This is a genomic window from Stutzerimonas stutzeri SDM-LAC (assembly GCF_000235745.1).
GTDB lineage: Bacteria > Pseudomonadota > Gammaproteobacteria > Pseudomonadales > Pseudomonadaceae > Stutzerimonas > Stutzerimonas stutzeri_H.
This window is the reverse complement of sequence record NZ_AGSX01000112.1, coordinates 1-11,992: the sequence shown is the minus strand read 5'-3', so window position 1 is coordinate 11,992 and position 11,992 is coordinate 1. Positions and strand designations below refer to the sequence as shown.

Genomic DNA, 11,992 nt, shown 5'->3' with positions numbered 1-11,992 from the left:
CCCCCCCGCCACTGCCCCCCAACCATTACCCGGTCGGCCCGGTCGGCGCCGCACAGCAGCAGCGCCGAGATCGGGTCGTGGCTACCGGAAAACCGCAGCTCGTCGAGTTTGAACAGGGCCAGATCGGCCTGTTTGCCGACTGCCAGTTCACCAACGTCGTCACGACCCAGCAGCCGCGCCGAACCGCGCGTGGCCCAACCCAGGGCGCGTTCTGGCGTGATCTGTTCGGCACCGTAGCGCAGGCGCTGGATATAGAGTGCCTGTCGGGCTTCGAGGATCATGTTCGAGGCGTCGTTGGAGGCCGAACCATCCACGCCAAGCCCTATCGGCGCGCCTGCTGCTTCCAGCGCCACGGTGGGGCAGATGCCGGAGGCCAGTCGCATATTCGAGCATGGGCAATGGCAGATACCGGTGCCGGCTGCGCCGAGGCGGGCAATCTCGTCCTCGTTGAAATGAATACCGTGCGCCAGCCAGGTGCGATCGGACAGCCAGCCAACGCTATCCAGATAATCCACGGTGCGCAGGCCGAAGCGCTGCAGGCAGAACTCTTCTTCATCCAAAGTTTCGGCCAGGTGCGTGTGCAGGCGCACATCATGGTGCTCGGCCAGGGCTGCGCTGGCGCGCATGATCTCTGGCGTAACCGAAAACGGTGAGCAGGGCGCAAGGCCGATCTGGATCTGTGCGCCGGCGCCGCGCTCGTGATAACGCGCGATCAGTCGTTCGCTGTCGTCCAGGATCGCCTCGGCCGACTGCACGGTGTGCTGCGGTGGCAGCCCTCCGTCGGCTTCGCCGAGGCTCATGGAGCCGCGGGTCAGCATGGCGCGCATGCCCAGCTCGCGAACGACGTCGATCTGCACGTCTATGGCATTTTCCAAACCATCGGGAAACAGGTAGTGGTGGTCCGCTGCGGTGGTGCAGCCGGATAGCAGCAGTTCGGCAAGCGCGACCTTACTGGCTAGCGCGAGACGATCTGGCGTTAGGCGTGCCCAGACCGGATACAGGGTCTTCAGCCAGGGAAACAGTGGCTGGTTGACCACTGGTCCCCAGGCGCGCGTGAGCGTCTGATAGAAGTGGTGGTGCGTGTTGATCAGCCCCGGCAACACAACGTGTTCACGGGCATCGAAAGTGCTGTCCACTGGCGTCGATGGCGATTGCCCGGCACCGAGCATTTCGACGATGACACCTTGGTCGATCACCAGCCCGCCGGGGGCGTTCTGATCGTTGGCGGTGAAAAGGGCGAGGGGGTTTTTGATCCAGATACGGCTGGCAGTCATAGCCGGCTTCTCCTGAGTTGAGTTCAGAAATGAGCCAGCTCAGTTACGCCCTGTCTGCTGATCCAGGGGCTCGTCGAGGACCCTCGGTTGAGGGCTGGAATGACGAGACGCAGCGCACGATAAAGGCTCAGTCTTCGCTTGTCACCCCCCCACGTTCCGCATAAAAAAGCCGGGCATTCGCCCGGCTCCTTCGCCTGCCTCGGTTTAGCCGCCCAAGTAGGCGTCGCGAACCTTGGGATTGACGAGCAACTCTTCACCGCTGCCCTGCATGACGATGTGGCCGTTTTCCAGCACGTAGGCTCGATCGGCCAGCTTCAGCGCTTGGTTGGCGTTTTGCTCGACCAGGAAGATGGTCACACCGTCCTCGCGCAGCTGTTCGATGATCTCGAAAATCTGCTGGATGATGATTGGCGCCAGCCCCAGCGACGGCTCGTCGAGGAGCAGCAGCTTCGGTTTGCTCATCAATGCGCGGGCAATGGCGAGCATCTGTTGCTCACCGCCAGACATGGTGCCGCCACGCTGCTGGAAACGCTCCTTCAGTCGTGGGAACAGCAACAGCACCTTGTCCAACTGCTCTTGGAAGTCAGCCTTGTCGGTGAAGAAGCCGCCCATCGCCAGATTTTCCTCGACCGTCAGCCGAGCAAAAATGCGCCGACCCTCGGGCACCACGGCGATGTCCTTGCGCATGATGTCGCAGGTCTGCTTCCCGACCAGCTCCTCGCCCTCGAAGCGGATGCTGCCCTCGGACGCCATGGGCGTACCGCAGAGCGTCATCAGCAAGGTCGACTTGCCGGCGCCGTTGGCGCCGATCAGGGTGACGATCTCGCCCTTGCGGACTTCGACATTGACGTTATGCAGTGCCTGGATCTTGCCGTAAAAGGTCGAGACGTTTTCGAAATACAGCATGGTTACGCCTCTCCCAGATAGGCTTTGATCACGTCCGGATTGTCACGGATCTGCTCCGGTGTGCCGTCTGCCAGCGGACAGCCCTGGTTGATCACGACGATATGGTCGGAAATGCTCATGACCAGTTTCATGTCGTGCTCGATGAGCAGCACCGTGACGTTGTGCTGGTCGCGCAGCATGCCGATCAGCGCCTTAAGGTCCTCGGTTTCCTTCGGGTTAAGCCCCGCCGCCGGCTCGTCGAGCATGAGGATGCGTGGACGCGTCATCATGCAGCGGGCGATTTCCAGGCGGCGTTGCTGGCCGTAGGCGAGGGTGCCGGCTGGGCGGTTGGCGATGTCGGTCAGGTTGACCTGATCAAGCCAGTGCGCGGCGAAATCCATGGCCTCGTGTTCGCTCTTGCGAAATGCCTTGGTCTTTAGCAGGCCGGACAGGAAACCGGTATTCAAATGCCGGTGCTGAGCGACCAGCAGGTTCTCGATCGCCGTCATGTCCTTGAACAGACGAACGTTCTGGAACGTGCGGACCACGCCCTTGCGGGCGATCTTGTGGCCGGGCAGGCCCTGGATCGCTTCGCCATCGAGCAGGATCTTGCCGTCGGTGGGCTGGTAGAAGCCGGTCAGGCAGTTGAATACGGTGGTCTTGCCGGCGCCATTCGGGCCGATCATCGAGACCACTTGTTTGTCATGAACGGTCAGACCCACTCCGTTGACGGCCAACAGGCCGCCGAAGCGCATGGTCAAGCCGCTAACTTCGAGAATCGGGCGGCTCATCGCTTCAGCTCCAGGTGTGGGCGTTGCATGGGCAGCAGCCCCTGCGGACGCCAGATCATCATCAGCACCATCAAGGCGCCGAACATCAACATGCGGTACTCGCTGAACTCACGCATCAGTTCAGGCAACAGGATCATCACGATGGCGGCGAGAATCACGCCCAGCTGCGAGCCCATGCCGCCCAGTACCACGATGGCGAGGATGATGGCCGATTCGATGAAGGTGAACGACTCGGGGGATACCAGTCCCTGGCGTGCGGCAAAAAAACTGCCTGCGAAACCGGCAAAGGATGCACCGAGAGTAAAGGCCGAAAGCTTGATCACGGTGGGGTTCATGCCCAGCGCGCGGCACGCGATTTCGTCTTCACGCAAGGCTTCCCAGGCGCGGCCGATAGGCATGCGCAGCAGCCGATTGATCACGAACAGCGTCAGCAAGACCAGCAGCACCGCGATCAGGTAGAGGAAGATCACCTTGTTGATGGATTGATATTCCAGCCCGAAGAACTCGTGGAATGTCTGCATACCCTCGGCAGCGCGACGGTCGAACGAGAGGCCGAACAGTGTGGGTTTGTCGATGCCGCTGATACCGTTCGGGCCACCGGTCAGATCGGTCATGTTACGCAGCAACAGACGGATGATTTCACCGAAGCCGAGGGTCACGATGGCCAGATAATCGCCACGCAGACGCAGCACCGGGAAGCCCAGCAGGAAGCCAAACAGCGCGGCCATCGCCCCCGCAATCGGCAGTGCGACCCAGAACCCGATCCCGTAGTAATGCGAGAGCATGCCGTAGGTGTAAGCACCAACGGCATAGAACCCGACGTAGCCGAGGTCCAGCAGGCCGGCCAGGCCGACCACGATGTTCAGACCGAGGCCGAGCATCACGTAGATCAGGATCAGCGTGGCGATATCCACCGCGCCGCGCGAGCCGAAGAACGGCCAGACCAGTGCCAGCAGAATCAGACCGATGATGATGTAGCGCTGGGTCGACGGCAGGGTCAGGAAGTTGCCCGCTCCGGCCGGTACTCTCGGCAGGTTGGGGGTTGCTGCCCAGCCGGCGGCCGCATGGTGACGCAACAGCTGCCAGAAGAACATGGCCACGGCGCAGGCTGCGATGACCCAGAAAGTCGTCGCGTCGCTGCCATGGACTTCGAGGCGAATGCCGACGGTGGTGAGCTTCAGACCGAAAACCGGTACCGCTACGGCAAATACCAGTAGCGCGCTGAAAAAGGCGGTGCGCAGGTTGCGAGTCATACCTTTTCAACCTCCGGACGGCCGAGAATGCCAGTCGGACGGAACAGCAGCACCAGTACCAGCAGGCTGAACGCGACCACGTCCTTGTATTGATCACCGAAGATATCGGCGCCGAAGGCTTCGGCGACGCCCAATACCAGGCCGCCGAGCATGGCGCCCGGGATGCTGCCGATACCGCCAAGAACCGCAGCGGTAAACGCCTTGATCCCGGCGAGGAAGCCGATGTGGGGATTGATCACGCCGTATTGCATGCTGATCAGAACCGCCGCGACAGCCGCCAGCGCAGCGCCGATGACGAAGGTCAGGGCGATGATGCTGTTAGTGTTGATGCCCAACAGGTTGGCCATCTTCAGGTCTTCGGCGCAGGCACGGCAGGCGCGCCCCAGGCGAGAGCGGGAGATAAAGAACGTCAGGCCCATCATGGCGATGATGGTCACGACGAAGATCAGCACCTGCATGTAGGAAATCACCACCCCGTTCATGGCGCTTTCACCAAAGATGAAGTTGCCGGGCATCAGGTTGGGAATCGCCTTGTCCTTCGAGTCCTGAGAGAGCAGGACGACGTTCTGCAGGAAGATCGACATGCCGATCGCGGAGATCAGCGGGATCAGCCGGTTGCTGCCGCGTAGCGGTCGATAGGCGACCCGCTCGATGCTGTAGCCATAGGCGCTGGTGACGATCATTGCTGCTGCGAATGCGCCGATCATCAGAATCGGCAGCGAATCGAGCCCCATCATGGTCAGCCCGACGATGGCGATAAAGGTAACGTAGGAGCCGATCATGTACACCTCGCCGTGGGCGAAGTTGATCATGCCGATGATGCCGTAAACCATCGTGTAACCGATGGCTATCAAGGCATAGGTGCTGCCAACGGTCAGGCCGTTGATCAGCTGTTGAAAGTAGTGGTAGAGCTCAGGCATTACATTCTCCTGAACACCTCGCATCCCTGCTTGCTGCCAATGCAGACCCGCTTCGAACACGCTACATGGAGAATGCGGCGCTAAGGGCTCGGTGCGGATCGCGCACTTCGCCTGTTCAAGGTGGATCAGCTCTGCAGGCTACTCGCTTGGTTGAAGGTGTTGCTGGGGCGTCCCGTGCTTGTGGCCGGGTTGGCCCCGATCAGCTAAAACAAAGCCCACAGCGGATGCCGTGGGCTTTGGGTCGGTTGGGTTATGGGTTCACTTGGCTTCGGTCTTGGTGCCGTCCTGGTGCCATTCGTAAACCACGAAGTTGAAGTCTTTCAGATCACCCTTCTCGTCGAACGAGAGGTTGCCGGTCGGAGTGTCGAAGGTGTTGCTGCGCAGCGCTTCGGCCACTTTCGCGGTGTCGGTGCTGCCGGCTTTCTCGATACCCTCGGCAATGACTTGAACTGCCGCGTAGGCCGGGAACACGAATGGGCCGCTCGGATCCTGGTTCTTGGCCTTGAATGCGGCTACCAGTTCCTTGTTGCGCGGGTCCTGGTCAAATGACTTCGGCAGGGTGACCAGCAGGCCTTCGGAAGCCGGGCCGGCAATGGCAGAGATTTCCTTGTTGCCGACGCCTTCCGGGCCCATGAAGCGGACGTTCAAGCCTCTTTCCTTGGCTTGGCGCAGCAGCAGTCCCAGTTCCGGGTGATAGCCGCCGTAGTAGACGAAGTCGACGTTTTCCTGCTTGAGCTTGGAAATCATCGAGGAGAAGTCCTTGTCGCCGGCGTTGATGCCTTCGAACAGGCCAACCTTGACGCCTTTCTTCTCCAGGGTTTCCTTCACCGCGGTCGCGATGCCTTCACCGTACTGCTGCTTGTCGTGGATGACCGCGACGTTTTTCGGCTTGATGTGGTCGGCGATGAAATTACCGGCGGTCGGGCCTTGCAGGCTGTCCAGACCGATGGTGCGGAAGATCAGCTCGTAGCCGCGGGAAGTGATGTCCGGGCTGGTAGACGCCGCGGTAATCATCAGAATGCCTTCGTCTTCGTAAATATCGGACGCCGGCTGGGTGGAGCTGGAGCATAGGTGACCTACGACGAAACTGACCTCGTCGTTAACGATCTTGTTGGCAACCGCCACGGCCTGCTTCGGGTCGCAAGCGTCGTCATAAACGACACCTTCGAGCTGTTGGCCGTTGACGCCGCCTTCCTTGTTGATTTGCTCGATGGCCATTTGGGCACCGATGAATTGCATGTCCCCGTACTGCGCGACAGCCCCCGTTACCGGGCCAGCCAAGCCGATCTTGATGTTGTCGGCGGCCAGCGTGTAGCTCGCTGCACCCGTCAAAGCGATAGCCATGAATAGTTTCGAAAGACGCTGCTTGGTCTTCATATGCGCTCCACTTGCTTCATTATTGTTTGGATCCTGCGGGCTGCAGTGTCGTTAAGGGCTCATCGTCCCCAAACGGTACGGCAACTGTACCGGCACAGTGTAGAAGCGTCAGCACCTGTTTGCACAGTCAGGAATTCCATCCGGTTGATGAGATTTACCCGAGCGCTATCATTGCGCCCTTTGCAGACTGGATTAACCGCATGAGCGACGATTCAAGCACTCTCTATGCCAAGCTACTGGGCGAAACAGCCTCGATTACCTGGCAGGAACTGCAACCGTTCTTCGCGCGTGGTGCCCTGTTGCGGGTGGCAGCAGACTTCGATCTGATCGAAGCGGCTCAAGCCGTTGCTTTGGATGACCGGGAAACAGTAGCTCGGTGGCTGGCAAAAGGCCATATGGCCAAGCTGGAAGCCGACGAAGCGCAGGACTGGCTTAAGCGTGATCCGACACTCTGGGCCGTTGTCGTTGCGCCCTGGGTGTTGGTGCAGGAAAGGGCAGCCAAGTCCAGCCTGCACTAAAACAAGCCAGCCGCTAGCCGCGGACCCAGCGCTGGCGAGCCCAGCCACTGAGTGCATCCACCAGCAACACCATCAGCAGCATGGCCAGGATGATGGTCGAGGCCTGGGCTTGCTGGAACAGGCTCAAGCTCATGTAGAGCATCTGCCCCAGGCCGCCAGCGCCGACGAAGCCAAGCACGCTGGCCATGCGGATGTTGTTCTCCCAGCGGTACAGCGTATACGCCATGAGTTGCGGCCAGAGGGTTGGAAGGGTGCCGTAGCAGAACGCGCTGACCCGCCCGCAGCCGGCCAGCCGCAACGCCTCGCTTGGCGCGTTCGGCGTGTTTTCCAGCGCTTCGGCGAACAGGCGGCCAAGCACACCGGCTGTGTGCAACGCCAGGGCAAGGGTGCCGGCATTAGGCCCCAGGCCTGCCGCCAGTACCATCAGTGCCGCCCAGACGAGTTCCGGAATCGCACGAAGGGCATTGAGCAGGAACCGTGAAGCAACCTTGGCGACTCGCCCGAAGCGTCCCGCGGCTGGCAGCGCAAGCATGAGACCGAGTGCCGCCGCGAGAAGCGTGCCGATGGCCGACATCGCCAGCGTTTCCAGAGCACCATATGCGATTGCCCGCAGATGGGGTGCCGACAGGTCGGGGCTGAAGAAAGCGGCAGCGTATTCAGCCATCTGCGCCGCGCCTTCCCGGCTCAGCAGTGCGCTGGCTTCGAGCTGCAGATAGGTGAACGAAGCGATGACCGCCAGGAGCAACAACAGCGGCAACGCATAGCGCGCAAGCGGCTTCATACAAACCTCCGGCGCAGCAACTGGCTGAACAGGTCTGCCAGCAGGACCAGCACGAGGAAGGTCAGCAGCATGCTTGCCACTTCGCCACCGGCAAACATGCGGATCGACAGATCCATCTGCTGTCCCAGGCCACCCGCACCGACAAAGCCCATGACGACCGAGGCGCGAATGGCGCATTCCCAGCGATAGACGGTGTAGGACAGCATCTCGCCCGTTGCCTGTGGTAGCACGCCGTAGGCAAAGGCTTGCAATCGTGAACCGCCGGCGCCGATCAGCGCGCGCGTCGGTAGCGGATCGACGGATTCGAAGATCTCGGCGTAAACCTTGCCCAGCATGCCGGCATAGGTGATGGCGATGGCCAGTACGCCAGCGGTTGGGCCAAGGCCGACGGCCCGCACGAAGAGCAGCGCCCAGACGATCTCGGGCACGCTGCGCAGCACGATCAGCACGCCTCTCACTGGCCAGCGAGCGGCTTGTGCCCACCAGGGCGGGCGGCCTTCGCGGCTCAGCGCAGAGATCGACAGCGCGCGGGTCGCCAGCAGGGCGCAGGGAACGGCTAGCGCAAGCGCCATCGTCATTCCTGCTGTCGCGATCGCGAGGGTTTCCAGCGTTGCGCGCCCCAACAGATACAGAAACTCCGTGTCATGCGCCGGAGGCCAGAAACCTGAAAGAAAGACACCCATGGTATCGGCATTGCTGCCATCGATGAGCACGCCAAGGTCCAGCTCGCTCAACGACAATCCTGGCCAAAGCAGAATCAATGCAATCAGCGTCAGCAGCAGGCGAGAGCGAGCGGCAGGGTCGCGCTGGGTGAGGGCGGGGGTCAGCATCGCGGGATATGCAGGCTCTGGCCCGATGCCGGCTGAAAGGGTGCGATGCCTTCCAGTTGTTCGTTGGCATAGAGTGCATCGAGCTCAGCCGACGTCACGGTATCGGATGGCTTATCGAACAGGATTCGCCCATCGCGCACTGCAATGACTCGCGGGAAATGCTCCAGCGCCAGCTCGACCGCATGCAGGCTGGCAACCAGCGTGGCGTGGCTGTTCGCCGCTTCGCGGGTCAGCACATTCAACGAATAGGCCGCGAGGACAGGGTCCATAGCCGAGACAGGTTCATCGGCCAGCATTAGCGTCGGGTTCTGGTACAGCGCACGGGCGATGCCGACGCGCTGTAACTGACCACCGGACAACTGATCGCAGCGCTCGAAGAGTTTGTCGGCCAGGTCCAGTTTCCCCAGCACTTCTGCTGCGCCGTTCTTATCCGATGGATAGACCAGGCTGAGCAGGCTGCGGCCCAGCGACCATTGTCCCAGACGCCCCGCCAGTACTGAGGTGATAACGCGTTGGCGAGGCGGCAGCGGCGGCGCCTGATGAATCAGACCGATGCGCCCGCGCAGTTTCTGTCGAGCACCGGCCGACAGCACCCAGGGTTGGCAGCCAAGCAATTCGATCTCACCGATGCTCGGTTGCAGATGCGTAGCCAACAAACGCAACAGGGTGGTCTTGCCTGCGCCGGAAGGTCCGATAAGCGCAACTCGCTCACCTTGCGCGAGCTGCAGGGCAACGTCACGCAGCGCGACATGGCCATTGGCGTGGCAATAGCTCACACCGGCCAGGCTCAGCGCTGGTTTCGCGTGGGGGCCGCGCGCGTTGCGCTGGCTCGGAGAAAGCATCGACACGCTCATCAAGAGTGCCCGCCTGCCACATTCCGAACGATCCGCCAAGCTGCGGCGGATCGACCGACAGGGCTCACTTCAACAGGCCGGCAGCGCGCGCGGCTTCCTCGATGCCCTCATAGTTTTCTGGGCGAGTCTCGATGAAACGCGAGGCAGCCTGAAGATCGAGAATCTTCTTGTGTTCCGGATTCTTAGGGTCGAGTTCAAGGAAAGCAGTCTGGATTTTCTGAACCAGCGCCGGGTCGAGGTTGCCGCGTACGGTCCAGTTGTAGTCGTAGTAGGGCGGCGTTGTGGAAATCACACGCACCTTGTCAGTGTCGACCTTGCCAGCCGCGACGAGTTTGTCCCACACCGAGGCGTTGAGTACGCCACCGTCTGCCTTGCCGGCTTCGACCCAGGCGACCGTCGCGTCATGTGCGCCGGAATAGGCGATGCGCTTGAAGAACTGCTCGGGGTCGATTCCATCCTTGATCATGAAGTAGCGCGGCATGAGGCTGCCGGATGTGGAGGATACGGACCCGAAGGCGAAGGTTTTGCCCTTCAGGTCTTGCAGTGTCTTCACGTCAGGGCTGGCGGTGATGAACTTGCTGGTGAACTTCTCGTCCTGCTCACGCTGAACCAGCGGAATGGCGTCGCCCGTCTTCAAGCGCGTCTGAACGAAGGTGAAGCCGCCCAGCCAGGCGAGGTCGAGGCGGTCGGAAGCAAGGGCTTCAACGACGGCGGCGTAATCGGAAACCGGCGTGAACTTCACCGGCATGCCCAGTTCTTTTTCGAGGTATTGGCCCAGCGGCTCGAACTTGCGGATCAGTTCGGTCGGGGCTTCGTCGGGAATGGCCGATACGCGGAGCACGTCGGCGGCATGGGTGGTGGCAATAGACAACGAAAGGGCAAGGCCGGTGACGGCTGCCAGGGTGCGCTTCAGCATTGTGGTTCTCCGGTTCAATAGCGGAAAAAGCGCGCGGATTATAGAGGTAGACGGCCGCGGCAACGCAAGTATCTGGCCGAGATGGCTTTGCAGCCCGTTCGCGTTGGGCATCGGTGTGCATGACTGAGATCAAGTGATGCTCGGATTCGAGCAGCAAGTAATAAAGGTGGTGGCATTTTGCTATTTAAGTGCCATCTGGATTCGAATAGACTGCGGCGCCTTCAAGGATGGGGGCAAGCATGAGTGAACAGAGGGAAGAAAAGCGGAAGCTTCATGCGTTGCGCAAACATCTCGACGCGCTTCTGGCGAGCGGGGCCGTTATTACCCAGCGGGATCCGCTAACGCTGCTCGATGGCGGTCAGGTATTGCGGGTCGAGCATGGCATGCTCATCGCTTATTACAAATCCCTCGGCATGATCGAGCCGGCTACCGACGGCAAATGGCCGGAGTCATTGCGGGAACTGGCGGCTGACCTCTGCTGCCGTCAGCTCGACGATGCCATAGAAGCCGCAGTTGAAGACAATCCGCCGCGCGGCGCTTCGTTCGAGCAGGGCCCGGCGCACTGATGTGAGCATCCGCACGCGGTCAGTCACCGCTGGACCGAAAGATGACCGCCATATTCTACGAGCGCCGTGAGAACCACAGATTGCGCCGGCACATCGACTGCCTGCTCAACGCCGGAGCGAGCCTGACCGGGCGTAGTCCGATCTCTATCGAGTTTCACGAATGCGCGATCACGGTGCGCAACGGAATGCTGTTCAGTGAGAACGGCCTTCGGAGCTTGGTCGCCGCCATCGCCATGCATGTCTGGCCCTGCCACGAATCACGCCAGGTTGCTGTCGAGATCTGCCTGGGGCAGCTGGATATTTGCCAGGAGGACTCAGGCATCTCCTGCAAGGCGAAGAGTGGTTCGTCTGTGCCGGGCGCTGGCAAGCACTGAGCCAGTCCAGTGCCAGCCCACAACCCATAGCGCACTGTTACGGCAGTTTCGAATCGGCAGTTTTGTGATGTGCGTCTCCTTTTAGTAAGATTCGCGGCCTTCATGGATGATGGCTTTTTATATGGAATCGACCCGGGACTCGCGCGTTCTTCATGCGCTTCGCGAACACATCGATGAATTGCTAAATGCGGGTGCGGTCATCAGTTCGCGAGAGCCGCTCACGATTGTTGCAGATGGCGAAACCCTGAAAGTGAAGCACGGCATGCTTGTTGGCTTCTCCCAGATCCTGGACATGATCGAGCCGGTTGCGGACCATGAGTGGCCAGATGCCTTGCGCCAAATGGCAGTCGATCTCTGCATCAAGCAGCTCGATCAGGCGATCGAGGCGCTGAGCCGCAGCAGTGCGATAACCGAGATGCACCTTGTTGGCGACGACAGCTCCATCAGCGGCTGAATTTCCCCGCCATGCTCTCGGAATCAAGTACCCATACGTAGCTTGCCGACTGCGGCTTTTGCTCTAGCCTGCTGAGAGATAACGTCTAAAACAGCCGGCACGGCAACATTGCGCCATTGATAGCGTCAAATGCATGGATGCCTGCAAGCGACCTGGCTGAAGGGGAATCCATGCACAACTCGACCATGCGTCAAGGCTT

14 protein-coding genes are annotated in these 11,992 nt (G+C 60.8%); 4 read left to right on the top strand and 10 right to left on the bottom strand.

The features are described from left to right. The 6 genes from PSTU_RS0111535 to PSTU_RS0111510 all read right to left on the bottom strand — a co-directional run. On the bottom strand, positions 1–1,274 hold a 1,274-nt coding region (locus PSTU_RS0111535; RefSeq protein ID WP_019341181.1), incomplete at its 3' end, for an 8-oxoguanine deaminase. A gap of 204 nt (positions 1,275–1,478) precedes the next feature. After that, a complete protein-coding gene (locus PSTU_RS0111530) occupies positions 1,479–2,180 on the bottom strand; it encodes an ABC transporter ATP-binding protein (protein ID WP_019341180.1) in 702 nt (233 codons plus the stop codon). Between the two features lie 2 nt (positions 2,181–2,182). Next, on the bottom strand, positions 2,183–2,950 hold the full coding sequence (gene livG / locus PSTU_RS0111525; protein ID WP_019341179.1) for a high-affinity branched-chain amino acid ABC transporter ATP-binding protein LivG: 768 nt from the start codon (positions 2,948–2,950) through the stop codon (positions 2,183–2,185). Further along, positions 2,947–4,203, bottom strand: a complete 1,257-nt coding sequence (locus PSTU_RS0111520) for a high-affinity branched-chain amino acid ABC transporter permease LivM (RefSeq protein ID WP_019341178.1) — start codon at positions 4,201–4,203, stop codon at positions 2,947–2,949. Before PSTU_RS0111520 ends, livG begins: the two co-directional genes overlap by 4 nt. Further along, on the bottom strand, positions 4,200–5,123 hold the full coding sequence (gene livH / locus PSTU_RS0111515) for a high-affinity branched-chain amino acid ABC transporter permease LivH (RefSeq protein ID WP_019341177.1): 924 nt from the start codon (positions 5,121–5,123) through the stop codon (positions 4,200–4,202). The genes PSTU_RS0111520 and livH overlap by 4 nt, the downstream gene beginning before the upstream one ends. Before the next feature lie 258 nt (positions 5,124–5,381). Continuing rightward, a complete protein-coding gene (locus PSTU_RS0111510) occupies positions 5,382–6,500 on the bottom strand; it encodes a branched-chain amino acid ABC transporter substrate-binding protein (RefSeq protein ID WP_019341176.1) in 1,119 nt (372 codons plus the stop codon). Positions 6,501–6,700: 200 nt separating this feature from the next. On the opposite strand from PSTU_RS0111510, the gene PSTU_RS0111505 reads away from it, so the two are divergent. Beyond that, entirely contained in the window at positions 6,701–7,018 is a 318-nt protein-coding gene (locus tag PSTU_RS0111505; protein WP_019341175.1) for a DUF2288 domain-containing protein, read from the top strand. Between the two features lie 13 nt (positions 7,019–7,031). Here the strand turns inward: PSTU_RS0111505 and phnE are convergent, their stop codons facing one another. The 4 genes from phnE to PSTU_RS0111485 form a co-directional block, all read right to left on the bottom strand. Then, entirely contained in the window at positions 7,032–7,799 is a 768-nt protein-coding gene (gene phnE, locus PSTU_RS0111500; protein WP_019341174.1) for a phosphonate ABC transporter, permease protein PhnE, read from the bottom strand. Further along, the gene (locus tag PSTU_RS0111495; RefSeq protein ID WP_019341173.1) at positions 7,796–8,629 is read right to left on the bottom strand and encodes a PhnE/PtxC family ABC transporter permease; all 834 of its coding nucleotides are present in this window, start codon (positions 8,627–8,629) and stop codon (positions 7,796–7,798) included. Before PSTU_RS0111495 ends, phnE begins: the two co-directional genes overlap by 4 nt. Further along, on the bottom strand, positions 8,623–9,471 hold the full coding sequence (locus PSTU_RS0111490; RefSeq protein ID WP_051127888.1) for a phosphonate ABC transporter ATP-binding protein: 849 nt from the start codon (positions 9,469–9,471) through the stop codon (positions 8,623–8,625). The genes PSTU_RS0111495 and PSTU_RS0111490 overlap by 7 nt, the downstream gene beginning before the upstream one ends. A gap of 76 nt (positions 9,472–9,547) precedes the next feature. Continuing rightward, positions 9,548–10,399, bottom strand: a complete 852-nt coding sequence (locus PSTU_RS0111485; RefSeq protein WP_019341171.1) for a putative selenate ABC transporter substrate-binding protein — start codon at positions 10,397–10,399, stop codon at positions 9,548–9,550. Between the two features lie 239 nt (positions 10,400–10,638). Here PSTU_RS0111485 and PSTU_RS20735 point away from each other — a divergent pair, with 239 nt between their 5' ends. From PSTU_RS20735 to PSTU_RS20730, 3 genes are all read left to right on the top strand, one after another. Then, positions 10,639–10,965: a hypothetical protein gene (locus PSTU_RS20735; protein WP_019341169.1), complete on the top strand. Its 327-nt coding sequence runs from the start codon at positions 10,639–10,641 to the stop codon at positions 10,963–10,965. Between the two features lie 41 nt (positions 10,966–11,006). Further along, entirely contained in the window at positions 11,007–11,339 is a 333-nt protein-coding gene (locus PSTU_RS0111470; protein WP_019341168.1) for a hypothetical protein, read from the top strand. 121 nt (positions 11,340–11,460) lie between these two features. Then, positions 11,461–11,793, top strand: coding sequence for a hypothetical protein (locus PSTU_RS20730; protein ID WP_019341167.1), 333 nt, complete (start codon positions 11,461–11,463; stop codon positions 11,791–11,793). The last annotated feature ends 199 nt before the right edge of the window (positions 11,794–11,992 follow it).